The sequence below is a fragment of the Parvibaculum sp. genome (genome assembly GCF_049671045.1).
Lineage (GTDB): Bacteria > Pseudomonadota > Alphaproteobacteria > Parvibaculales > Parvibaculaceae > Parvibaculum.
This window is the reverse complement of record NZ_JBATUH010000083.1, coordinates 1-21,842: the sequence shown is the minus strand read 5'-3', so window position 1 is coordinate 21,842 and position 21,842 is coordinate 1. Positions and strand designations below refer to the sequence as shown.

The 21,842-nt window shown below is 64.0% G+C and carries 23 protein-coding genes; 13 read left to right on the top strand and 10 right to left on the bottom strand.

Annotation, left to right across the window (positions count from 1 at the left end; genetic code table 11):
* Window positions 1-2: 2 nt before the first annotated feature.
* Window positions 3-758 (top strand): flagellar basal body L-ring protein FlgH, encoded by a 756-nt coding sequence (flgH, locus tag WBG82_RS09815; protein ID WP_424424327.1) that lies wholly within the window; start codon window positions 3-5, stop codon window positions 756-758.
* A gap of 93 nt (window positions 759-851) precedes the next feature.
* Here flgH and dksA read toward each other — a convergent pair whose 3' ends face one another.
* Window positions 852-1,268, bottom strand: a complete 417-nt coding sequence (gene dksA, locus WBG82_RS09810; protein WP_324297657.1) for an RNA polymerase-binding protein DksA — start codon at window positions 1,266-1,268, stop codon at window positions 852-854.
* A gap of 167 nt (window positions 1,269-1,435) precedes the next feature.
* The gene (locus tag WBG82_RS09805; protein WP_424424324.1) at window positions 1,436-1,855 is read right to left on the bottom strand and encodes a flagellar assembly protein FliX; all 420 of its coding nucleotides are present in this window, start codon (window positions 1,853-1,855) and stop codon (window positions 1,436-1,438) included.
* A 265-nt stretch (window positions 1,856-2,120) separates the two neighbouring features.
* Between WBG82_RS09805 and WBG82_RS09800 the strand changes: the two genes are divergently transcribed.
* The 8 genes from WBG82_RS09800 (at window position 2,121) to flaF (ending at window position 9,777) form a co-directional block, all read left to right on the top strand.
* The gene (locus WBG82_RS09800) at window positions 2,121-3,260 is read left to right on the top strand and encodes a flagellar basal body P-ring protein FlgI (RefSeq protein WP_424424343.1); all 1,140 of its coding nucleotides are present in this window, start codon (window positions 2,121-2,123) and stop codon (window positions 3,258-3,260) included.
* Entirely contained in the window at window positions 3,260-3,571 is a 312-nt protein-coding gene (locus WBG82_RS09795) for a rod-binding protein (RefSeq protein WP_424424322.1), read from the top strand. The genes WBG82_RS09800 and WBG82_RS09795 overlap by 1 nt, the downstream gene beginning before the upstream one ends.
* On the top strand, window positions 3,568-4,041 hold the full coding sequence (locus WBG82_RS09790; RefSeq protein WP_424424320.1) for a hypothetical protein: 474 nt from the start codon (window positions 3,568-3,570) through the stop codon (window positions 4,039-4,041). The genes WBG82_RS09795 and WBG82_RS09790 overlap by 4 nt, the downstream gene beginning before the upstream one ends.
* A gap of 97 nt (window positions 4,042-4,138) precedes the next feature.
* Window positions 4,139-6,085 carry a tetratricopeptide repeat protein gene (locus WBG82_RS09785; RefSeq protein WP_424424317.1) on the top strand — a complete coding sequence of 649 codons (1,947 nt, stop codon included), beginning with the start codon at window positions 4,139-4,141 and terminating at the stop codon, window positions 6,083-6,085.
* Window positions 6,086-6,500: 415 nt separating this feature from the next.
* The gene (locus WBG82_RS09780; RefSeq protein WP_424424315.1) at window positions 6,501-7,607 is read left to right on the top strand and encodes a flagellin; all 1,107 of its coding nucleotides are present in this window, start codon (window positions 6,501-6,503) and stop codon (window positions 7,605-7,607) included.
* Between the two features lie 189 nt (window positions 7,608-7,796).
* The gene (locus tag WBG82_RS09775) at window positions 7,797-8,894 is read left to right on the top strand and encodes a flagellin (RefSeq protein ID WP_424424312.1); all 1,098 of its coding nucleotides are present in this window, start codon (window positions 7,797-7,799) and stop codon (window positions 8,892-8,894) included.
* Between the two features lie 135 nt (window positions 8,895-9,029).
* On the top strand, window positions 9,030-9,422 hold the full coding sequence (flbT, locus tag WBG82_RS09770; RefSeq protein WP_424424310.1) for a flagellar biosynthesis repressor FlbT: 393 nt from the start codon (window positions 9,030-9,032) through the stop codon (window positions 9,420-9,422).
* Window positions 9,406-9,777 (top strand): flagellar biosynthesis regulator FlaF, encoded by a 372-nt coding sequence (gene flaF, locus WBG82_RS09765; protein ID WP_424424307.1) that lies wholly within the window; start codon window positions 9,406-9,408, stop codon window positions 9,775-9,777. Before flbT ends, flaF begins: the two co-directional genes overlap by 17 nt.
* A 141-nt stretch (window positions 9,778-9,918) precedes the next feature.
* On the opposite strand, the gene WBG82_RS09760 is transcribed toward flaF, so the two are convergent.
* Genes WBG82_RS09760 through WBG82_RS09750 form a run of 3 tightly spaced genes read right to left on the bottom strand, consistent with a single transcriptional unit; the run spans window position 9,919 to window position 14,731 of the window.
* Window positions 9,919-11,400 (bottom strand): flagellin, encoded by a 1,482-nt coding sequence (locus tag WBG82_RS09760; protein ID WP_424424305.1) that lies wholly within the window; start codon window positions 11,398-11,400, stop codon window positions 9,919-9,921.
* 4 nt (window positions 11,401-11,404) lie between these two features.
* Window positions 11,405-13,279, bottom strand: a complete 1,875-nt coding sequence (flgK, locus tag WBG82_RS09755; protein ID WP_424424303.1) for a flagellar hook-associated protein FlgK — start codon at window positions 13,277-13,279, stop codon at window positions 11,405-11,407.
* 24 nt (window positions 13,280-13,303) lie between these two features.
* Complete coding sequence (locus tag WBG82_RS09750; RefSeq protein WP_424424300.1) at window positions 13,304-14,731, bottom strand: flagellar hook protein FlgE; 1,428 nt, start codon at window positions 14,729-14,731, stop codon at window positions 13,304-13,306.
* 306 nt (window positions 14,732-15,037) lie between these two features.
* Here WBG82_RS09750 and WBG82_RS09745 point away from each other — a divergent pair, with 306 nt between their 5' ends.
* Window positions 15,038-15,883 (top strand): MoxR family ATPase, encoded by an 846-nt coding sequence (locus WBG82_RS09745; RefSeq protein ID WP_324297684.1) that lies wholly within the window; start codon window positions 15,038-15,040, stop codon window positions 15,881-15,883.
* Window positions 15,884-15,971: 88 nt separating this feature from the next.
* A complete protein-coding gene (locus WBG82_RS09740; RefSeq protein WP_424424296.1) occupies window positions 15,972-17,147 on the top strand; it encodes a vWA domain-containing protein in 1,176 nt (391 codons plus the stop codon).
* Between the two features lie 77 nt (window positions 17,148-17,224).
* On the opposite strand, the gene WBG82_RS09735 is transcribed toward WBG82_RS09740, so the two are convergent.
* Genes WBG82_RS09735 through WBG82_RS09725 form a run of 3 tightly spaced genes read right to left on the bottom strand, consistent with a single transcriptional unit; the run spans window position 17,225 to window position 20,180 of the window.
* Window positions 17,225-17,920 (bottom strand): ABC transporter ATP-binding protein, encoded by a 696-nt coding sequence (locus tag WBG82_RS09735; RefSeq protein WP_424424294.1) that lies wholly within the window; start codon window positions 17,918-17,920, stop codon window positions 17,225-17,227.
* A complete protein-coding gene (locus tag WBG82_RS09730; RefSeq protein WP_424424292.1) occupies window positions 17,917-19,167 on the bottom strand; it encodes an ABC transporter permease in 1,251 nt (416 codons plus the stop codon). Before WBG82_RS09730 ends, WBG82_RS09735 begins: the two co-directional genes overlap by 4 nt.
* A 5-nt stretch (window positions 19,168-19,172) precedes the next feature.
* On the bottom strand, window positions 19,173-20,180 hold the full coding sequence (locus WBG82_RS09725) for an efflux RND transporter periplasmic adaptor subunit (protein WP_424424290.1): 1,008 nt from the start codon (window positions 20,178-20,180) through the stop codon (window positions 19,173-19,175).
* A gap of 233 nt (window positions 20,181-20,413) precedes the next feature.
* Between WBG82_RS09725 and WBG82_RS09720 the strand changes: the two genes are divergently transcribed.
* Both WBG82_RS09720 and WBG82_RS09715 read left to right on the top strand, forming a co-directional pair.
* Window positions 20,414-20,674: a hypothetical protein gene (locus WBG82_RS09720; protein WP_424424288.1), complete on the top strand. Its 261-nt coding sequence runs from the start codon at window positions 20,414-20,416 to the stop codon at window positions 20,672-20,674.
* 25 nt (window positions 20,675-20,699) lie between these two features.
* Window positions 20,700-20,972 (top strand): hypothetical protein, encoded by a 273-nt coding sequence (locus tag WBG82_RS09715; RefSeq protein WP_424424286.1) that lies wholly within the window; start codon window positions 20,700-20,702, stop codon window positions 20,970-20,972.
* A gap of 20 nt (window positions 20,973-20,992) precedes the next feature.
* Here the strand turns inward: WBG82_RS09715 and WBG82_RS09710 are convergent, their stop codons facing one another.
* Together WBG82_RS09710 and WBG82_RS09705 are read right to left on the bottom strand one after the other, a co-directional pair.
* Complete coding sequence (locus tag WBG82_RS09710) at window positions 20,993-21,610, bottom strand: class I SAM-dependent methyltransferase (protein ID WP_424424283.1); 618 nt, start codon at window positions 21,608-21,610, stop codon at window positions 20,993-20,995.
* A 46-nt stretch (window positions 21,611-21,656) separates the two neighbouring features.
* Window positions 21,657-21,842: hypothetical protein (locus tag WBG82_RS09705; protein ID WP_424424280.1), on the bottom strand; the 186-nt coding region annotated here is incomplete at its 5' end.

The following is a 21,842-nucleotide window of genomic DNA, read 5'->3' as shown; positions in this document are numbered from 1 at the left end:
AAATGTTCGTTCGTACAGGGATTTCCCGCCTCGCCGCCGCCATCGCGCTCTCCGCATCGCTTGCCGGATGCGGCGCGATCGACCGCATCGACAATATCGGCGCGGCGCCCGCGCTCGCGCCCATCGCCAATCCGACGACGACACCCGGCTACCGTCCCGTGACCATGCCGATGCCCGCGCCCGAGCAGGTGTCCTATCAGCCCAATTCGCTCTGGCGCTCCGGCTCGCGCGCCTTCTTTCGCGACCAGCGCGCCGCGAAGGTCGGCGACATTCTTACCGTCCTCATCAACATCGCCGACAGCGCCAAGGTCGACAATTCGACCCAGCGCTCGCGCGCCAATTCCGAGAATGCCGCCCTACCGAAATTTCTCGGCGTCGAGACGAAGCTGAAGAACGTGCTGCCCGATGCCGTCGATCCGACGAGCCTCGTCGATGCGACGAGCAAGAGCGCGGCGGCGGGCGCAGGCTCCGTCAACCGCAAGGAAAGCGTCGATCTCACCGTCGCCGCCGTCGTCACGCAGGTTCTGCCGAACGGCAATCTCGTCATCGAGGGCCGTCAGGAAGTGCGCGTGAATTTCGAGGTGCGCGAGCTTCTCATCAGCGGCATCGTTCGGCCCGAGGACATCTCGAACATCAACACGATCCAGCACACCCAGATCGCCGAGGCGCGCATCTCCTATGGCGGGCGCGGCCAGATCACCGATGTGCAGCAGGCGCGCTACGGCCAGCAGCTCTACGACATCATCATGCCGTTCTAGGTTCCGCCCGGCCGAAACCGGCATGTGCCGAAAACCAAAACGCGGCTCCAGCGGGGCCGCGTTTTCGTTGCTGGGGGACGCTGAAGGCGCGTCTCAATCGTCGCGATAGACCTTTTCGCGCCTTTCATGGCGCTCCTGCGCCTCGATCGAAAGGGTTGCGATGGGGCGCGCGTCGAGCCGCTTCAGGCTGATCGGCTCGCCCGTCTCCTCGCAATAGCCGTAAGTCCCCTCCTCGATCCGGCGCAGCGCCGCGTCGATCTTGGCGATGAGCTTGCGCTGGCGATCGCGGGTTCTGAGTTCGAGGGAGCGTTCGGTCTCGGTGGAAGCGCGGTCCGCAAGATCGGGATGCTGAACCGTTTCTTCCTGCAGGTGCTGGAGCGTCTCGCGATTCTCGTGGAGGATGTCTTCCTTCCACTTCTCCAGCTTGCGGCGAAAATATTCACGCTGCCGTTTGTTCATGAACGGCTCGTCCTCGGACGGCGTATAGCCCTTGGGTAGGCGGACAACCATTCGCGGTGATCTCTCCTGACGCACACGGCTTGAAACGGGCCGGAGTATAGGGAGAGGGTCCACGATTCTCAACAGCTAACGAAAGCTGGAAAAAAGTACGTTAACCTTATGAATTATAAGTAATTTTCTTCCCGCAAGCGGGCGGGAGAGGCAATGGCCGCGCTGGCTCAGCCCTTGGGGAAGGTGCCGAACTTCGCCAGCTCGACCCGTGCCCTCAGCTCGATATGGTCGAGAATTTCCGCCAGCCTTGGATCGCCTGCCCGGGTCTGCTCGCCCTCGACGGCCTTCAGCAGCCGCTGCAGCTTCGATTGCGGAACCTGCCCCGCAAGCAGCGCCACCTTGATGTCGTCGAGCATGTCGAGCATCTGCTCGCCGCGCTGAATGGCACGCCGGGGCGAGGAGAGCGCGTCGTCCGCTCCCTGAAGCGCGAGAAGTGAATCGACCGCCGCGAGAGATGCGATGCCCGCAAGCCCCGCGATCCCCCGGCCCTCTTCCGCGCCGTCCAGGGCAAAGCCCGAACCGCCCCGCATCGAGGCCGGGCGCTTGCCCGCCGTCTGACCCAGTTGCCGCGTATTGCCGATTTTCATTCCCATGCCCTCCGGAGCAGATCCGGAAAATGCTCCAGCGCCAGCATGTGGCCGGCATCCTTAATGCGGCGTTAAGCATGAGCGAGCCCCCGGCAGATTTTGCCGCCATGCCGGAAGGAGGTGCCTCCCGCCGCCCGATCTGCCGCCGCCCGCGCGAATGGCGGCCGGAAATATATCAATATTTTCAATGACCTGCGAAACAGGCGGGCATGGCATGGCTTTCGCTAGGCAGGGGCCGTAGTCCCAGGTGTCAGACGGTCAGCTCATGTTCAGGCCCATCGCCCTTTCCTTCCGCTCCATCGCGAAGCTTCTTGCGCTGGCGTGCCTTCTCGCCTTCGCGCTGCCCGTCAACGCGGACGCGGCGTCGCGCATCAAGGACATCGTCGATGTCGAGGGCATCCGCGACAACCTCCTCGTGGGCTATGGCCTCGTCGTCGGCCTCAACGGAACGGGCGACACGCTCCGCAACGCGCCTTTCACGCAGCAGAGCCTCACCGCCATGCTCGAACGCCTCGGCGTCAACACGCGCGGCTCGCAGCTCAAGACCGCCAATGTCGCCGCCGTGATGGTCACGGCAAATCTCCCGCCCTTCGCGCCGCAGGGCTCGCGCATCGACGTGACCGTGAGCGCGCTTGGCGACGCGACCAACCTTCAGGGCGGCGTTCTTCTCGTCACGCCGCTCATGGGCGCGGATGGCCAGGTCTATGCCGTCGCGCAGGGCTCGGTGGCGACGGGCGGCTTCTCCGCCAAGGGCGAGGCCGCGTCCATCGTGCGCGGCGTGCCGACCAACAGCCGCATCGCCAATGGCGCCATCGTCGAGCGCGAAATCGAATTCAAGCTGGCAAATCTGAACTCGCTGCGCCTTTCGCTTCGCAATCCCGACCTCACCACCGCCGAGCGCGTGGCCGGCGCGATCAACACCTTTCTCGGCCAGCCGGCGGCGAATGCGAACAATCCGACCACCGTTCAGCTCACCGTGCCGCCCAGCTATTCCGGCAATGTCGTCAGCCTCCTGACGGACATCGAGCAGCTTCGCGTCGAGCCCGATCTTCCCGCGCGCGTCGTCATCGACGAGGCTTCGGGCGTGATCGTCATGGGCGAGGATGTGCGCGTGAGCCGCGTCGCGATCGCGCAGGGCAATCTCACGATCAGCGTCAACGAGACGCCGCAGGTGAGCCAGCCCGCTCCCTTCTCCAATACGGGCCAGACGACCGTCGTGCCACGCACCAGCGTCAATGTCGAGGAAAGCAAGGGCCGCAAGCTCGCCTTTGTCGATGGCAGCATCAGCCTCAAGGAGCTGGTGGACGGCCTCAACGCGCTGGGCGTCACGCCGCGCGACATGATCACCATCCTTCAGGCGATCAAGTCCGCCGGCGCCCTCCAGGCCGAAATCTCGGTGATGTGATGAACATCGCCGCCGCCGCGCCCGCCCCTTCCGCCTTCGTGCAGGCGCAGACCAACGCCGCGCCCGCGCGCCGCGACGAGCGCGCCTGGGCCGCGGCGCAGGATTTCGAGGCGTCCTTCGTCTCGGTCATGTTTCAGACCATGTTCGAGGGCATCAAGACCGATGGCCCCTTCGGCGGCGGACAGGGCGAAAACGTCTTCCGCTCCCTGATGGTCGATGAATATGGCAAGCAGATGGCGCGCGCAGGCGGCATCGGCATCGCCGACCAGGTCTATAGCGAAATTCTCAAACTTCAGGAGCATGGCAGATGAGCGAGCCCCGCCGCGCCGCGGCCAATGAGCTTTCCCCCTCGGCTCTTGTCGAGCGCATGCTCTCGGTCACTTGCGAGCTGAGCGATGTGGTCGAGCGCGAAACCGCCTTCATCGAGGCGCGCGAGGCGCACAGGATTGCCGAGCTGCAGGCGCAGAAGACGAGCCTCGCCAATCATTACGCGATGGATGTGCAGGCCATCACCCTCAATCACGGGCTGATCGACCGGGCACCCTCCGAGCAGGTGGCCCGCCTCAAATCCGCAATGCGGAAGCTCGAGGACGCGCTGCGCACGAATGCGCTGGCGCTGTCGGCCGCCCGATCAGTGTCCGAACGAATTCTCAAATCCGTCGCCGAGGCGATGAACGAGCGCAAGGCACCGGTCCTCGGCTATGGGCGCGACGCCGCCGTCGCCCGCCCCGCCCCCGGCCAGGCGCATGGCGCGGCCATCGCCCTCGACGCCCGCGTCTGAGGTGCGCCTTCGGGGTTCGCGTCCGGTCATTAACCGTTCGCTAACCACGATTTGAGACTAGTTGAGTAAGAGCGTGGGCATGAGGGGGCAAAAGAGAATGTCGAAATCCGCAAGGTTGAAGCCGGCCAGGACCACCCCCATCGAGCGGGAACTCGACATCGGCGCCACGCTCCATCGCCAGGGCAAGCTGGAAGAAGCCGAAGCCCGCTACCGCACCGCCCTCCTCGCCAATCCCCGCCATCCCGGCGCGCTGCGCCTCATGGGCCAGCTCTGCATTTCGAACAAATGCGGCGATCAGGCCATCGAATTCATCCGCCGCGCGGTCGAGCAGGATCCGAATTTCGCCGAAGCGCATGCCGATCTCGGACGGCTCTATGCGCTCAAGGGCGAAAACCATCTCGCCATCTTTCATTATGACCGGGCCGCGCGCCTGAACCCGGCGGACAAGGAATCCCGCATCGAGCAGGCGCGCCTCCTTTCCGACCTTCTGGGCGACCATGCGGGCGCGCTCGCCATATATGAGAGCCTCCTGCCCATCGCCTCGCACGATCCGCGCATCCATCGCGGCCGCGGCAAGACGCTGGCGGCGCTCGGGCGCAAGGACGAGGCCGCCGCCGCAATGCAGCGCGCCGTGAAGCTCGCGCCGGCAGACCCCCTCGTCGCTTATCATCAGGCGACGGTCCTCACGGAGATCGGCCACAAGGAAGACGCGCTCCAAGCCTTCGAGCGCGCGCACGAGCTTGCGCCATCCGATCACGACATACTTTTCAGCTTCGCGAACCTCGCCCGCGACATGGGCGAAACGCAGCGCGCCGTCGATCTCTTCAGCAAGGCGATCGAGGCCAGGCCCGACTTCGCCGAAGCCTACAGCAATCTCGGCAACATCCTCACCGACGAGGCGATGCTCGAAGAGGCGATCGGCGCCGCCTATCAGGCGGTTTCGCTGAAGCCCGATCTCTTCCAGGCCTACAACAATCTGGGCTCGGCCCTGCAGACGGCCTTCAGGCCCTCCGAGGCGATCGAAGCCTATCGGAGGGGCCTCGAGCTTCGCCCCACCGACGACGCCATGCTCTGGAACCTGTCGCTCTGCCTGCTGGCCATCGGCCGCATCGAGGAGGGATGGGATATTTACGGCTATGGCTTTGCCAGCGGCCAGCGCCAGCCCTATCGCCCCTTCCCCGGCCTTCTCTGGCAGGGAGAGAGCCTCAAGGGCAAGACCATCATGATCTGGCGCGAGCAGGGCATCGGCGACGATCTGCGCTTCTCCACCTGCTTCCACGAAATCATCGAGGAGGCCGGCCACGTCATCATCGAGACGGTCGAGCGCCTCGTGCCGCTCTATCAGCGCACATGGCCGCAGGCGACGGTGCGCGCCGAAACCGGCACGGCCACCGGCCTGCCCGCCCCTCACACCTGCCATCACGTCGATTTCGATGTGACGGCGCCCGCCGGCATTCTCGCCTCGCTCCGCCGCCGCAGGCTCGATGCCTTCCCCGCGGCATGCCGTCCGCTCGTCGCCGATCCGGAAAAGCGCGCCCGCGCCCGCGACTGGCTCGCAAGCCTCGGCGACGGCCCCAAGATCGGCCTCACCTGGCGTTCGGGCCTGCGCAATCCGGTCCGCAACATCGTCGCGACCGAGCCCGGCGACTGGGCGAAGCTCGAGGAGATCGAAGGCGCGAAGATCGTCAATCTCCAGTTCGGCGAACCCGAGGAGGAGATCCGCGACCTCGCGGAAAAGCTCGGCGTCACGATCCACCAGATGCCCGGCCTCGACACGCATGACGATCTCGACGGAACCGCGGCGCTCACGGCCGAACTCGACCTCGTGACGGGCCTTTGGAACGCGGCGACCGAAATGGCCGGCGCGCTCGGCGTGCCGGGCGTGATCTACATGCCGACGGCTCACCCCATGCAGCTCGGCACGGGCCGCCTCCCCTGGCACCCGACGCTCCGCATCCACTCCGTCATGCCCGGATTCGATCGCGAAGCCCTCACGCGCGGCATTCTCGCCGACATCCGCACCCTTCTCGCCGCGCGCGGCTGAAGCCTCGCGCAAGCTGCTCCCGCGCGGCCGCCCCCGGACCCTCCGGCCGAAGCACCGCGTGGGTGAGCCCCGCGTGGTGAGCCCCGCCCCGGCGAAATCCGCCTCGGCAAATCTTTCCCGCCCCCGGCACGGCCTGCCGCGTTTACCATACTAGCCAAAACCCAAGCCATTGATTTTGCTTGGTTTTTCATCTGGCATGCCCCTTGCGATCCATATGCGCAGTAGTGCGTTCATACGCAAGGAGCCAGATAAATGTTCCGCAGAAGGAAGACAGATCCAGCGCCAGCGGGTGCCATGCCCGAAACGGCAAACTGTGCCGAAGCGCGGAACGTTTACGTGAAATTAAGCATTAATTTTCAGTATGGCACTCGGGCCGGGTTGGAACACACCGGCGAAACCCCGGAGGGTAACTAAAATGGCTGATGTGGTTCTTTCTGGTGCGATGCGATCGAATCTGCTGAGCATGCAGAACACGGCAGCGCTCTTGGACCAGACGCAACAGCGCGTTGCGACCGGCCTCAAGGTCAACACCGCGATCGACAATCCCCAGTCCTTCTTCACGGCGCAGGGCCTCAACAACCGCGCTTCCGATCTGAGCACGCTGCTCGACTCGATGGGTCTCGCCGTTCAGACGCTGAACGCGGCAAGCCAGGGCATCGACGCGATCCAGAAGCTCGTGCAGCAGGCCAAGGCCACCGCGACCCAGGCGCTGCAGACCACCGTGCAGGCGACGACGGGCAGCGAAGCGGTCACGGCGCACGATTTCAGCGGCGCATCCGCCACGCTCGTCATCAAGGTCGGCAGTCAGTCGGCCATCACGGTGACGCTGAACTCGAACATCACCAGCGCAGGCGATCTGAAGACTGCCCTCTCCGGTCAGGTTTCCGGCCTCAACGTCAGCACCAGCGGCGGCGCGATCAAGTTCTCCGTGCCCTCGGGCGACAAGCTGGTGATCTCCGGCACGGCCATCGGCCAGGTGATCGGCACCGCGAGCACGCCCATCAACGCCTCGAACGGCACCAACCGCAACAAGCAGGTTGACGACTACAACGCCCTGCTCGACCAGATCGACCAGCTGGCGCAGGATGCGAGCTTCAACGGCATCAACCTGCTTCAGTCCGGCAGCAATCTGCTCGTCAACTTCAACGAGCACCAGACGTCCAAACTCAATGTCGCCGGCACGAACATGTCCTCGACGGGCCTCGGCCTGAACAGGATCACCTATGCCGACTTCGCCGACAACGAGAGCCTCAAGGCCGTTCAGGCTGCGGACGATCGGGCCACGCAGACGCTGCGGACCACATCCACGTCCTTCGCGTCGAGCCTGTCGGTCGTGCAGTCCCGCCAAGACTTCACCAAGCACATCATCAACACGCTGCAGACGGGTGCCGCGGGACTGACGCTCGCGGACACGAACGAGGAAGGCGCAAACCTTCTCGCGCTCCAGACCCGCCAGCAGCTCGGCATCTCGGCGCTCTCGATCGCCAACCAGTCGCAGCAGAGCATTCTCAAGCTCTTCTGATACAGCACACGAATCAGCATCGCGACGAACGGGGCCCCTGGAGGGCCCCGTTTCGTTTCAGGATTCGCGACCTCTTCCCTCTTTAGAAAAATTTGGAGCGCATTTTACCGGGCATTAATTCCTCGCGGAGCATGATCGCGTCCGAGCTCAGGATGAGCTGATCTAAATGTTCCTAGGAAAGGAAACACTATGTCCGGTATCACTCTTTCGGCTGCCGTCCGCCAGAACCTGCTGGCCCTTCAGAGCACGGCAGATATGATGTCGCAGACGAACAACCGTCTCGCGACCGGCCTCAAGGTCAACACCGCCGTCGACAACCCGAACTCCTATTTCACGGCGCAGGGCCTCAACAACCGCGCTTCCGATCTTTCGACGCTCCAGGACGCCATGGGCCTCGCCGTGCAGACGGTGAACGCCGCCAGCAAGGGCATCGACGGCATCACGAAGCTCGTCGCTCAGGCGAAGTCGGTTGCCAACCAGGCGCTCCAGACGACCGTTGCGGCGAACACGGGCTCGCAGGCCGTCACCGCCAAGGACTTCTCGGGCTCGGGTAACGCCAAGTCGCTCGACATCAAGGTCGGCAACACCACGACCTCGATCTCGCTTTCGACGAACATCACCAGCGCCGGTGCGCTCCAGGCCGCCCTCTCGGGCAAGGTCACGGGCCTCACCGTCAGCACCTCGGGCACGTCGCTCAAGGTTTCTGTCGCCAGCGGCGATGCGGTCAGCTTCTCGGGCGCAGCTGCAACCGAACTCTTCGGCGGCGATGCCAAGATCGACAACGGCACGAGCCGCTCAAAGTTCGTCCAGCAGTACAACGACCTGCTCACGCAGATCGACCAGCTTGCCGCTGACTCCAGCTTCAACGGCGTCAACCTGCTGCAGAGCGGCGCCACGCTGACCGTGAACTTCAACGAGAAGCAGACCTCGAAGCTCGACATCCAGAGCGTCAACTTCTCGGCTGCCGGCCTCGGCCTCGCGGCGCAGACGGACTTCTCGACCGACTCGGCGGTCAAGGCTGTCACCAACAAGCTCGACAGCGCCACGACCTCGCTGCGTACGCAGGCTTCGACCTTCGGTTCGAACCTCGCCGTCGTGCAGAACCGTCAGGACTTCACGAAGAACCTGATCAACACGCTGCAGACGGGCGCCGCCGGCCTGACGCTTGCCGACACCAACGAGGAAGGCGCGAACCTTCTCGCCCTCCAGACGCGCCAGTCTCTGGCGACGACCGCCCTCTCGCTGTCGAACCAGGCGCAGCAGAGCATCACGCGAATCCTCGGCTAACACCGAAGGACCGCGCGATACCGGACGGGACGGCGGGGACGAAAGTCCCCGCCGTTTCATTTGGGGCAAGGCCCGGATAGGGTAATCTGCGATCAGTCCCGCATGCGGGAATCACTTGCGGTTTGGACGAACCCCATGGCCCTGAAAGTCGAACTCAAGCCCGGCGAGCGCTTCATCCTCGGCGACAGCATCATCACCAATGACGATCAGCGCACGCGCCTCTTCATCGAGGGGGACGCGCCGATCCTGAGGGAGAAGGACATCCTGCGCCTCGACGAGGCGGATACGCCCTGCAAGAAAATCTATCTCGTGCTGCAGATGATGTATCTCTCGACCGATCCGATACAGCACCACGAGCTCTACTTCCAGCTCGTTCGGGACGTCCTCCAGGCCGCGCCGAGCACCGGCCCCATGCTCGATAACATCAACAATAAAATCTTAACCGGGCAGTTGTATAAAGCTCTCAAGGAAACTCGAAAACTGATCGAGTACGAGCGGGAGCTAATATCGAATGTCAAGACCGCATGAGGCCTACGCCGCAGTCGCCAAGAGCGCCGTCGATCCTCGCGAGTTCGAGGCATCCGTGCTCCTGAAGGCCGCGAGCCAGTTTCAGCGGATCAAGGACAACTGGGAGACGGCCGCCAAGGGCGAGCTTCAGCCCGCCCTGCTCTACAATCGCCGGCTCTGGACGGTCTTTGCGACGGCCGTCACCGAGGAAGACCATCCCATGCCGCGCGAGATCCGTCAGAACATCGCCAATCTCGCCATCTTCATTCTGAAGCATACGATCGACGTGCAGGCCAATCCGGCGCCCGAACGCCTCGACAGCTTCATCAACATCAATCGTCAGATCGCGGCGGGCCTCCTCCAGCGCTCGGCCTGAGCCTCGGACGGAGAGAGCCGCGGACGGAGCGAGCCGGAATCGAAAAAGGACCCGCAATGCGGGTCCTTTTCCTTTTGGGCGCTCATCCCCCGATCGTCATGTCCGGATCGCTCCGGGGCATGACGATTTTCAATGCGCCCCTCAGAGATAATTGACCAGCGACAGCTTCGAGAGCGTCGAGGTCACCTGATAGCTCGCCTGGAGCTGCGTGACGAGCGTCGTGAGCTGCGTCGCCACAGTAAAGGGATCGGCGTTCTGCGTGTTGTCGAGCAGCGTCTGGCTCGTCGAAATCTGCGTCTGGAGATTTTTCTTCGACGTGTCGAGCGTCGAGGATTTGAGACCGAGATCGGTCACGATGCTCTGCACCGATTGCGTGTTGTTGAAGGCGAGCGCGCCCGAGGTGCGCTGCGTCAGCGCGCTGTAGGAAGCAGGCGCATTGGCGTCCGTCGCGCTGTAGGACACGGCGGCGAGAACCGCCGTGCTCTGCACGACCGTGCGCAGCGCGCTCTGGTCGGCCCGGGCGCCATAGGCGATCTGCGAGCCGTCGCCGATGGTGGCGATGAAATTGTTTCCCGCCGTGCCGCTCGTATCGCCCTTGTACCAGAAGACCGTATCGGCAGGCGTGCCGGCCTGCATCGCCGTCGCGGTGGCGAATGCCGGGCCCGTCACGCGCATGGGCGGGTTGGAGAAGAAGTCGTTGCCGGCCTGCACGGCCGAGGCCGCCTTCAGCGTCGTCTGCGCCTCGCCCTGAAGGGCCGTATCGAGCGCGGTCCTGAAGTTCGCCGCCGTCGCCGTGGCGTCCGGCCCCACGGTGAACTGCCCCTTGCCAGGCGGGTTTTCCGCGGTCGCGGTGAGCGTCACCGTCGTCTTCGTCCCGTCGGGCAGCATGAAATCCATCGAGATCGCATCGCCTTCGCTCGGCAGGGATGCGCCGAAATCAATATCGAGCGCGGCCGGCGTGCCCGCGGGCCCCGTCACCGTGGCGCCATTGAGCGTGGAGCTGACGGCCGCGAACTTGAAACCGAAGGGGCTCGACGCTGCGTCTTCGGCCAGCGAAACGCTTGTCGGCGTCGGCGAGGAAAGCGTGAGGCGCCCGCGCCCGTCGCCGAGATCGGCCGCCGCCCTCTCGGCGATGACCTGCTTCAGCCCCGCCCGGCTCGTATCGCCATTGAGGATGAGGTCGGCCGTCTCGACGGGTTCCGTCTGCGTGTCCTTGCCGCCGAAAAGCCTGCGGTCCGCGACGCTCAGATTGAGAAGATCGACAAGCTCTCCGAGCCGCATGCCGGCATTGGTCTGGAGGCTCGTCTGCCCGGTTCCCGTCAGGTTGAACTGGCTCGTCAGCCCGCCCGTCTTCATTTCCGAAGCGATCTGATCGACGCGCGTCAGTGCATCGGAGCTCGCCTTGATGCGCGTCTGCGTCATGTTGATCGTGTCGAGATAGCTGTTCGACTGCGACACCTGATTGTTGAGCGCGAGCACGAGATTGCGCGCATCGCCGAGCTTGCCGAAGCTGTCGGCCTTCCGCCCCGAGGCGAGCTGGCGCTGGAGATCGGCAAGCTGCGTCTGGATCTGCGACAGATTGCTCCGCATGGTCGCCGACTGCGCATATGACGAGATCTGCATGACGTTACTTTCCGATGCTCATCAGAACCTGAAAGAGGTTCTGGATCGTCGTGATGACGCGGGCATTCGCTGCATAGGTGTTTTGCAGCATGATGAGGTTCGACATCTCGGTGTCGATATTGACGCCCGTATCGCTGTTGAACTTGTCCTCGAGCGTGTTCGAGACGATCTGCTGCGCCTGGGCATCGCTCGAGGCGTTCGCGGCCTGCGACGACTGGAACGAGACGATGCGGCGCGCGAAGCTGTCGAGCGAGCCGGCAAAGGGCGTCGTCGCGCTGCCGATGCCCGTCGATGCCGAATAGAGGCGGCTCCCATCCGTCAGACGGCGCAGGAGATCGTTGGGCCGCGTATCGTCGCCGATCAGCGTCTGCGGGCTCGTCTGATAGATGACGAGGCTCGTATCATCCGCGAGCACCGCCTTGTTGACGGCGATGCGCCCCGCAAAGCCCGTGATCTGCGGCGGATTGTCGAAACTGCCCGAATAGGGACGCTGCGCCGTGCCATCGACGAAGAGCGGAAGTCCCGTCCCCGCATCGGCGAGCGAGGCCGGCGTGACGGTCGCGCTGACGACGTTGACGTCGGAGGTTCCCGCCGCGCCGTCATCGAGGAAGCTCAGCGTCGTGCCGCCGGGGTTCGACACCGCGACAGAGGCCGGCAGCGCCGCCTGTATGTCGGCGACGACCCCCGCCATCGGCTGATTGAAATTGATCCCGATCACCACATCGTTCGGATCGCTCGTCGCCATGTTCGAGAGCGGCAGCGCCGAGGGGTCCATGACCTTGACGATGGTGACGTTGTGCTTCGTTCCGGCGGGCGTGTCCGTATAGGTGAGGTTGATCGTGTTGCCCGAGAGAAGCGTGCTCGTGTCGATGCTGTATCCGGTCGCGGGGCCCGACGATGCCGCGGTTCCCGCCACCGTCTCCTGCGAGAGCGACAGCGCGAGCTGGCTCGCAAGCTCGTCAAGCTGCGCCTGCGCCTGCGGCAGCACCTTGTCGCGCATTTCGAGATAGCCGGCGATCGAGCCGGAGCGGAACGCGCCCGAGGCGATGAGATCGACCGAGGTCGTGCCGTTCTGCAGCGTCACCGTGCCGACCGTGCGCTTGCTCGCATCGATATTGTAGCTCGATACCGCATCGAGGTTCAGGTGCGCGTCGAATGTGAGCTGCACCGCCTGCTTGTCGAGGAGAAGCTGGCCGCCCCCGGTGAAGAGCGCCACCGTTCCGTCATCGCGTTCGAGCGCCTTGAGGTCCATCAACTGCGAGAGCGAGTTGATGGCGGCGTCGCGCTTGTCCTGAAGGTCGGCGACCGAAAGGCTGCTCGCCTGCCGCTGGGCGATCTGGTTGTTGAGATCGGCGACCGACTTCAGCAGCGTATTGGCCTGCGAGACAGCGGCGGAGATGTTCTGTTCCGCCTCCTGCCGCATGCCCTGTATCTGCTTCGTCATGCTGTTGAGCTGTGAAGCGAGATTGGAGGCGGCGTTGAGGAAGGTCTGACGCGCGGCAGGGTCGTCCGGCGTCGTCGCCAGCGCCTGGAGCCGCGTTTCGAGCGCGGTGACCGAGCCCGCTATCGAGCTGTTGCTCTCGGGCGTGCCGAACATGGTGTCGATGCGGCCGAGAAAGGTCGTATAGACATTGAGCCGCGCGGTGGCCGCGCCTTCCGTGCGGATCTGCTGCTGCAGGAAGCGGTCGACATTGCGCGTCGCGGCGAGAAGCTGGACGCCGATGCCCTCGCCGCCCGCGATGTTGTTCTGCACCACCTGCGTCTTGCGCGTGTAGCCGGGCGTGCCCGAATTCGCGATATTGCGCGAAACGAGATCGAGGCCGGCCTGGCTCGCATTGAGGCCGCTGATGGCGCTTCCGATGGCGGTGTAGAGGCTCATGACGCGTTACCTGCGATGATCGTGTCAGCGCTTCATGTTCAGCGTTTCCTGGATCAGCTGATCCGAGGTCGTGATGATGCGTGTTCCCGCCGTATAGGCCTGCTGCGCGATGATGAGCTTGGAGAACTCGTCGGCGAGATCGACGTTCGAGGCCTCGACCGCCTGCGCGATGATTTCGCCCGTGCCGCCGATGATCGGCGCACCGGAATCCTGCGTCGCGGCGAAGGCCGTTCCGTTCATCTTCTGAAGCGCGTTCGGATTGTTGAACTTGGCGAGCGAAACCTGGAAGAGGTCGATCGTCTTGCCGTTCGTGTAGGTGCCGGTGATGCGGCCATTGGCGGCCACGGCGACGCTGACGAGCTGGCCCGAGGCGTAGCCGTCCTGATCGATCCTGTTCACGGCGACCGTGCCGTTCGTATCGGCGAACTGGGTCATGTTTCCGGGGCCATGGTGCAGCGTGATATTGCCGAGATTGACGCCATTGACGGTGAGCGCGCTGATCGTCGTCGAGTCGACCGGCGGATTGAGCTGCCCCGAGGCGTTGAAGGCATAGGACTGGCCGATATTGGTCCATTTGGCGGCGGTGCCGGTCGCACTGTCGTCCGACTTGTAGAACGCCTGCCACACATCGCCCGCCGCGCCCGTGCCGTCGCCTGCGGTGTTGTTCACCTTCACCCAGCGGAGCTGCACGTTGACCGGATTGCCCTGGCCGTCATAGACGGTGATGGCGCCGCCCGCGACAGAGCGGTCGAGGAAAGCCTGCTCATTCGCCGCCTGCACGAAGCCGTCGGTCGCCGTCGGCGGAATGGCCGTCGGGTCGTTGGCGAAGGGCGGCGTCGGCGAGGCAGCCTCGGCGGCCGTCTGCAGGAGTTCCGAGCCCGACGCATTCGCCATCATGGCGGCCTGCGCCGTCATCGGGAAGTTCGGCAGGTTGGCGGTGTAGTTGATCGTCGTCGACTGCCTGGCGGCGAGGAACTGGTTGTTGATCTGAATGACCTGCGGCGTGTCGCCGGTCGGATTGTTCGTCATCGGATCGATCGGCAGGCCCTGGAGATAGTAGCCGCCGCCATTCACAAGGAAGCCATTCTTGTCCATCGCGAAGTCGCCGCGCCGCGTGTAATAGGGCACCTGCTGGAAGACAGGCTTGCTGTCCACGGTGGCGACGCGCTGCGAGACGATGAAGAACCCTTCGCCATTGATCGCCATGTTGGTGGAGACCTGCGAGGCATCGACCGAGCCCTGCACGGCGTTCGTGTAGCTCGGCTTGGCGACCACGGCGCCCGGCTGGTGGAAGTTCGGCGAGGACGCGGTCACGATGTCATAGAAGCTCGCATCGGTCCGCTTGAAGCCGGTCGTCTGGCTGTTCGCGATATTGTCCGAGATATAGCCAAGCGCGCTCGACTGCGCGCGGATGCCCGTGATCGCGGTGGTCATCGACCCAAAAAAACTCATGGCCTTGTCTCCATGCCGGTGGCGCCGCCGAGGCGCATCTGTTCGGACCACAGGGAGCAAGGAGCGGGCCAGCCATAAATATCAATGAATTCAATGCGTTAACCTGATAAAAACCACGACCCGTCAGGTAGAAACCGCCCTGCCCGGCAGCTTTTGCCGGGTCGAATTGCAGGTCTGATCAGGCGGGCGGGCGGCGTTTGTCTTGAACCCGTGGAGCCCAGGCCCTAGTTTCGGTGCCGTTTAGCCATTGTCACGGGAGGGAGCGCGTGCCCCGGGCCGCAGCTTCCGGAGAGAAAGCCCAAATCCATGAAGTTTGAAGGTACAAAGAATTACGTTGCCACCGAGGACCTTCGCGTCGCCGTCAACGCATCGATCACGCTTCAGCGCCCGCTTCTGATCAAGGGCGAGCCCGGCACCGGCAAGACGGTTCTGGCGGAGGAAGTCGCAAGCGCGCTCGGCGCCGAGCTGATCACCTGGAACATCAAGTCGACGACCAAGGCGCATCAGGGCCTTTACGAATATGACGCGGTGACGCGCCTGCGCGACAGCCAGCTCGGCGACGAGCGCGTGAAGGACATCCGCAACTACATCACCAGGGGCAAGCTCTGGGAGGCGTTCGAGCGCGACACGCGCCCCGTCCTGCTCATCGACGAGATCGACAAGGCCGACATCGAATTCCCGAACGACCTCCTTCAGGAGCTCGACCGGATGGAATTCTATGTCTATGAGACGAACGAGACGATCAAGGCCCGCCAGCGCCCCATCGTCATCATTACCTCGAACAACGAGAAGGAACTGCCGGACGCCTTCCTGCGCCGCTGCTTCTTCCACTACATCAAGTTCCCGGACGAAGACACGATGCGCGCCATCATCGACGTCCACTTCCCGGGCCTCAAGGGCAAGCTCGTGCAGGAAGCGCTCAACATCTTCTACGAGATCCGCGAAGTGCCGGGCCTGAAGAAGAAGCCCTCGACGTCCGAGCTCATCGACTGGCTGAAGCTGCTGCTCTCGGAGGACATTTCGCCCGAGACGCTGCGCGAGAAGGACCCCTCGAAGCTCATCCCGCCGCTCCATGGCGCGCTGCTGAAGAACGAGCAGGATGTCCACCTCTTCGAGCGTCTCGCCTTCCTCGCGCGTCGCGAGAGGAACTAGACAGTTCCTCATCCGTCATGCCGGGCACGCCCCGGCATGACGATCGGAAAACCGGCAGGATCGTCGCTCGAACGGCAAGGTGCGCCCCATGTTCGTCCATTTCTTTCATGAGCTGAAAAAGGCAAACATCCCCGTCAGCCTGCGCGAGTATCTGATGCTGCTCGAGGCGATGGATGCCAATGTCATCGACCGCAAGGTCGAGGACTTCTACTACCTCTCGCGTTCCTCGCTGGTGAAGGACGAACGCAACCTCGACAAGTTCGATCAGGTCTTCGGCCATGTCTTCAAGGGCCTCGACCTCATGAGCGACACCCAGACCGCCGACATTCCCGAGGAATGGCTGCGCAAGCTCACCGAGAAATTCCTCACCGAGGAGGAGAAGGCGCAGATCGAGGCGCTGGGCGGCTGGGAGAAGATCATGGAGACGCTGAAGAAGCGTCTCGAGGAACAGAAGGAGCGCCACGAGGGCGGCAACAAGTGGATCGGCACCGCCGGTACCTCCCCCTATGGCGCCTATGGCTACAACCCTGAAGGCGTGCGCATCGGCCAGAAGGAAGGCCGCCACGGCAAGGCCGTGAAGGTCTGGGACAAGCGCGAATACAAGAATCTCGACGATTCCGTCGAGCTTGGCACGCGCAACATCAAGGTCGCGCTGCGCCGCCTGCGCAAGTTCGCCCGCGACGGCGCGCCGACCGAGCTCGATCTCGAGGACACGATCCGCTCGACCGCGCATCACGGCTATCTCGACATCAAGATGGTCCCGGAGCGGCGCAACAAGATCAACCTGCTCGTCTTCTTCGACATTGGCGGGTCGATGGACAGCCACATCAAGCTCTGTGAGGAGCTGTTCTCGGCGGCGCGCACCGAATTCAAGAACATGGAGTATTTCTACTTCCACAACTGCCTCTATGAAGGCGTGTGGAAGGACAATCGCCGCCGCCACAACGAGAAGATGGCGACCTGGGACGTGCTCCACAAATTCCCGTCCGACTACAAGGTCATCTTCGTCGGCGATGCGAGCATGAGCCCCTATGAGATCACCTATGCGGGCGGCTCGGTCGAGCACTGGAACGAGGAGCCGGGCGGCGTCTGGCTCGAGCGCGTCACGCAGATCTATGAGAGCGCGGTCTGGCTCAACCCCGTGCCCGAGCGGCACTGGGAGCACACGCCCTCGCTCCAGATCATCAAGCAGATCTTCGCCGAGCGCATGTATCCGCTGACGCTCGAAGGTCTGGACAAGGCCATGCGCGAGCTGAGCCGTTAGGAGCGGAGTTATCTGACCCGCCGACAGAGAATGCCGCCGCGGAGAAAAATCCCGGCGGCATTTTTCTTGCGCCACGTTCAGCGCCGCTCGTCCTTCACGATCCTGCCATCAACGAGATGAATGTTGCGCTCTGCGGCCGACGCGAAGGCGATTTCATGCGTCACCGCGATGACCGTCCGCCCCTGCTCACGCACGAGGCGACCGAAAATATCCTGCACGATCTCGCTGTTCTTCGTGTCGAGATTTCCGGTCGGCTCGTCGGCCAGAATGATTCCCGGATCGTTGGCGAGCGCCCGCGCGATGGCCACACGCTGGCGCTGGCCGCCCGATAGCTGGTCCGGCCTCTTGTTCGCCTGATCCGCTATGTCGAGATCGGCGAGAAGCTGCTGTCCGCGCGCCTCGATCTGCGCCTCGTCGAGCGTGCCGAGCCGCCGCATCGGCAAGGTCACGTTTTGCAGGACGGTGAACTCCGGCAGCAGGAAGTGGAACTGGAAGACGAAGCCGAGCTTTCTCAGCCGGATCGCGGCCAGCGCGTCGGCACTGTGCCCGCTCGTCGCCTCGCCGTCGATGAAGACTTCTCCTTCGGTCGGCACGTCGAGAAGGCCGAGGAGATAGAGCAGCGACGATTTGCCGGAGCCGGACGGCCCCGTGATGCTGACGAACTCGCCGCGGTTGACCGCGAGATTGATCTCGCGCACGAGCGTCACCGGCACCACTTCCTTGAGAATACGCGTCACGCCGCGCATCTCCACCACAGGCACCTCCCCGCTCATGCCGCCCCCCGGATGATATCGACGGGCCGCACCTGCGCGGCCTTGCGCGCCGGATACCACGCCGCCGCGATCGCAGCCGCCAGCGCAAATGCGCCGCCGATGGCGAACGGCCGGAAGCTCCTGTCGAGCACGAAGCCCTGCCGCTCGGTGACGCCGGGCACGTTGAATTTGACGAGGGAGAGAAGCTCCAGCAGCCCGTAACCGATCGACCAGCCGATCGCCATGCCGAGAAGGCCGACGAGCACGCCCTGAATGAGAAACACGGCCTCGATGTCCCTGGCGCGAAATCCCATCGACATCATGATGGCGATGTCGCGCCGCTTCTCCATCACCACGGTCGAGATGATGTTGAAGATGCCGAAAGCGGCAACGACCATGATCGCGCTCACGATCGAATAGGTGATCGCGTTGCGGATGACGAAGAGGCCGAGTATGTCGCGATTGACCTCCTGCCAGGATTCCGAGCGATAGCCCCAGCGCGCCTCGAGCTGGGCGGCAAAGGTTTCGGCGTCGTCCGGATTTGGAATCTTGATGCGGATCTGGTTGGCGATGAAAGGCTTGTCGAGCAGCACCTGCGCATTCTTGAGCAGCACATAGACCTGCCCCGTATCGAGGAGCAGATTGCCGACATGGAAGACCCCGACGACCTTCATGCGCTTGACGAGGCCGGTCGGCGAAATGACCGTCGCAAGATCGTCCATCTTGAGCCCGATCTTGTCCGTGATGCCGGTACCGATGACGATGCCGTCGGCCGTCGTGCGAAGCCGCTCCAGGCTTCCCAGCCGCATGTCGCTTTCGACCTGCGTCAGATATTTCTCCTTGTCGGGGTCGATGCCGGCAACGGAGGCGCTCACATCCTTGTTCGCAAAGCGGACAATCACCTGCCCCGTCAGCGCCGCTTCGGCGATGACGCCGGGGCGCTGCGAAAGCTCATCGACCTTGGCGCTGTAATTCTTGATGCCGCGCAGATATTCGCGCGGCTTGGTGCGCACGAGCGATATCGCGCCATGCTTGAAGGCGATGAAGACGGGCTGCGTCGTCGGATTGCGGAACTCGTCCTTGATCGTGATGTGGGGCGCGTTGTTCACGAGCCGCTGCACGAAGTCCTGCTCGGAGCCCGACATGATTGAGGACGTCGCAATGAAGAAGCCGACGCCAAGCGCGACGCCGAGCATGGAAACGAGGGTCTGGCGGCGCCGGTTCATCAGCTGCGCGAATGCGATCGACAGGGTGACGCGCCAGAACATCTGCCTCAGGGCCCCGAGGCGCGAAGCCGAGTACCCTCGGATAGCCCCGCGGGCGGCGTCGCGATGACGAGCGCATCTTCCGCAAGGCCCGATTTCACTTCGGCCTTGTCCTTGCCCACCGCGCCGATCTCGACCTTGACGAGATGCGCGCGCCCCTCCGCGAGGGTCCAGACCGAGCCGCCGGAGAGCGCCGCCACGGGCACGAGCAGCGCGTGTTTTTCCTCCCGCACGATGATGTTGATTTCGGTCGTCATGCCGGAAAGAAGCGGCGTATCGGAAGGCAGCGCGATGTGGACGCGATAGGTCCGCGCGACAGGGTCGCCATAGGGCGTGATGTCCTTCACCTCGCCGTCAAGCACGCGGCCGTTGAAGGCATCGGCGCGGATCAGCGCTTTCTGGCCCGGCTTCACCTGCGGAATGTCCTCCTCATCGACTTCGGCGTCGATCTGGAGCGCGGACGGATCGCCGACCACGAAGAGCGTCTGCTGCGGCTGCACCATGTCGCCGACCTTGAGCTGCAGTTCCGAGCGGAGCAGCGTGCCGTCTATGGGCGCGCGGATATAGTGATCCTCGAGCTTGGCTTCCTCTGCGCGCAGCGCCGCATCGGCCGCCCCGAGCGCGCTCTCGGCCTGGTCGAGCGCCGCGATGCTGATATTCCCCGACCGCCTGAGTGTGCGCGCGCGCCTGGCATCGCGCTCGGCAAGCGCGAGCTTCGCCTTGAGCTGGTCGACATTGTATGTCTCTTCCGCGAGATCGACGACGGCGAGGACGTCGCCCTTCTTCACCGCGTCGCCTTCCTTCGCGTGAACTTCCGCAACCCGGCCCGCGACCTTCGAGCCCGTCTGCGCATAGACGACGGGTTCGACCGTGCCGGTCGCATAGACCGCCTCGACGGCCGGTCCGCGCTCGGGCTTCAGCACCACGACGGAAGCGGGACGAAACAGAAATACGGCCCCTGCAATTGCAACCGCCGCCACCGCGGCGCCGCCGATCCAGATCGACTTGGCTCTCAAAATGGGCTCCGCTTCTGCCTCAAATCTCGGGGCCGCAGACCCGCAATCCTCGATTGCGGGCAGGCGGAAAAGTCTATCCGTCCCCGTGCCGGGGCCGCCAGTCCGGGATTATACCGATGAGTTGCCGCCAAAATGCCGGGCCCCGTCCTCCGCCACCCCGAAAAAATGCGGATGGAACGCCGCTATTTCGCCCCGTTTCCATTTAATATGGAGCGGAAATGGAGGCAGCCGGCATGACGATGAAACGAGCTTTATGGATTGGCGGCATACTGGGCTTCGGCCTCGCGCTCTCGGCCTGCGCCGACAGCGCCGCCGAAAAGGCCCGCCTTGATGCCGTGGATCATCAGAACTGTGTCGATCTCGGCTTCAAGCCCGATACCGACGCCTACGGAAATTGCCGCCTCAAGATGCGGGAAATCCGTGCCAGGAACGAAGGCGCGCGGTCCCCGAATGTGAATTTCGGCGTAGGGGTGGGCGTCGTTCACGGTTTTTAGCGACAGGGGAACAGAGGAGGCTCAAATGCGAAAATCCTTGGCGCTTCTATCCCTTCTTCTCGTCGCGTCCTGTGTGAGCCCCGAGGAACAGGCGGCCCGCGCGGCAGCGCAGCGCCAGGCCGATGCCCAGGAATGTCAGCGCCTCGGCTTCAAGCCCGATACGCCCGCCTTCGGCAACTGCATGCTGAAGCTCAGGGAAATCCGCGCGCAGGAGGAAAACACCCGCGCCATCGACCGCGCGAACACCATGCCGCCGCCCTGGTGGGGGCCCCGCTACGGTCCGCCCTATTGGTGGTGAGCCCGGGCCGTCGCCCGCCTTCACGCCTGCGCCATGCCCCAATAGTTGAAGCCAGCTATGCGCGGTGTCGAGGGCAGATACATGCTCTGAAGATCGGTGATCCGGAAGCCCGAGCTCTCGATGAGCGAGGGCATCTGCCGGTTGAGGTTGCAGCCGCCGAAAAGCGTCCGCCAGACAGGGTTGATGCGGTTCTGCCATTTGAGAACATCGGCATCGGGCGCCGCGCCGTGCTCGCAGAAGACGAGTTTGCCGCCGGGCTTCAGCACGCGCCGCATGCCTTCCAGCGCCTTCACCGGATCGGGAATGGTGCACAGGCTGAATGTGACGAGCACCGTGTCGACGCTCTTGTCGTCGAGCGGGATCTGCTCGCCCGGCAGGCCGATGAACTCGACCGGGAACGGCAGATCCTTCGCGCGCTCGCCCGCGAGCTTCCATGACGCCTCGGAAGGGTCGAGGCCGATCACCTTCTTCACCCTGGCCGGATCGTAATAGGGAAGATTGAAGCCCGTGCCGATGCCGATCTCGAGCACCGTTCCCTCCGCCAGCGGCACGACCTTCTTGCGCTGATAGCGGATCGGCTTCGTTCCGCACGCACAGTTGATGATGTGCGGCACGACATATTTTTCGTAAAGGCCCATGGCGCTCCTCCCATTGCTCGGGCGGAATTATGGGCATGTCCGGCGCCTAGCGCCACTCCGAAACGCCGAAGCGGAGCAGCCGGTCACCGTCGATGGGCCCGAGCGTGCGGCCGCGCCCCCTGAGCGCGAGGACGCAGGCGCGCAACAGCGCCTTCTCGCGCAGCGCGCTCGCCCGTTTCACGCCCCCGGACAGCGCCTCCCGGATCGTATCCGGCGGCAGCGCTCCCACCTC

Bases quoted from the DNA above. Each gene is read 5' to 3' on its own strand.
- dksA (WP_324297657.1), bottom strand. From the start codon at position 1,268: ATGGTTGTCCGCCTACCCAAGGGCTATACGCCGTCCGAGGACGAGCCG.
- WBG82_RS09740 (WP_424424296.1), top strand. From the start codon at position 15,972: ATGTTCGTCCATTTCTTTCATGAGCTGAAAAAGGCAAACATCCCCGTC.
- WBG82_RS09745 (WP_324297684.1), top strand. From the start codon at position 15,038: ATGAAGTTTGAAGGTACAAAGAATTACGTTGCCACCGAGGACCTTCGC.
- WBG82_RS09805 (WP_424424324.1), bottom strand. From the start codon at position 1,855: ATGAAAATCGGCAATACGCGGCAACTGGGTCAGACGGCGGGCAAGCGC.
- WBG82_RS09790 (WP_424424320.1), top strand. From the start codon at position 3,568: ATGAGCGAGCCCCGCCGCGCCGCGGCCAATGAGCTTTCCCCCTCGGCT.
- WBG82_RS09750 (WP_424424300.1), bottom strand. From the start codon at position 14,731: ATGAGTTTTTTTGGGTCGATGACCACCGCGATCACGGGCATCCGCGCG.
- WBG82_RS09780 (WP_424424315.1), top strand. From the start codon at position 6,501: ATGGCTGATGTGGTTCTTTCTGGTGCGATGCGATCGAATCTGCTGAGC.
- WBG82_RS09795 (WP_424424322.1), top strand. From the start codon at position 3,260: ATGAACATCGCCGCCGCCGCGCCCGCCCCTTCCGCCTTCGTGCAGGCG.
- flbT (WP_424424310.1), top strand. From the start codon at position 9,030: ATGGCCCTGAAAGTCGAACTCAAGCCCGGCGAGCGCTTCATCCTCGGC.
- WBG82_RS09760 (WP_424424305.1), bottom strand. From the start codon at position 11,400: ATGCAGATCTCGTCATATGCGCAGTCGGCGACCATGCGGAGCAATCTG.
- flgK (WP_424424303.1), bottom strand. From the start codon at position 13,279: ATGAGCCTCTACACCGCCATCGGAAGCGCCATCAGCGGCCTCAATGCG.
- flaF (WP_424424307.1), top strand. From the start codon at position 9,406: ATGTCAAGACCGCATGAGGCCTACGCCGCAGTCGCCAAGAGCGCCGTC.
- WBG82_RS09720 (WP_424424288.1), top strand. From the start codon at position 20,414: ATGACGATGAAACGAGCTTTATGGATTGGCGGCATACTGGGCTTCGGC.
- WBG82_RS09800 (WP_424424343.1), top strand. From the start codon at position 2,121: ATGTTCAGGCCCATCGCCCTTTCCTTCCGCTCCATCGCGAAGCTTCTT.
- WBG82_RS09775 (WP_424424312.1), top strand. From the start codon at position 7,797: ATGTCCGGTATCACTCTTTCGGCTGCCGTCCGCCAGAACCTGCTGGCC.
- WBG82_RS09785 (WP_424424317.1), top strand. From the start codon at position 4,139: ATGTCGAAATCCGCAAGGTTGAAGCCGGCCAGGACCACCCCCATCGAG.
- WBG82_RS09715 (WP_424424286.1), top strand. From the start codon at position 20,700: ATGCGAAAATCCTTGGCGCTTCTATCCCTTCTTCTCGTCGCGTCCTGT.
- WBG82_RS09735 (WP_424424294.1), bottom strand. From the start codon at position 17,920: ATGAGCGGGGAGGTGCCTGTGGTGGAGATGCGCGGCGTGACGCGTATT.
- WBG82_RS09730 (WP_424424292.1), bottom strand. From the start codon at position 19,167: ATGTTCTGGCGCGTCACCCTGTCGATCGCATTCGCGCAGCTGATGAAC.
- flgH (WP_424424327.1), top strand. From the start codon at position 3: ATGTTCGTTCGTACAGGGATTTCCCGCCTCGCCGCCGCCATCGCGCTC.
- WBG82_RS09710 (WP_424424283.1), bottom strand. From the start codon at position 21,610: ATGGGCCTTTACGAAAAATATGTCGTGCCGCACATCATCAACTGTGCG.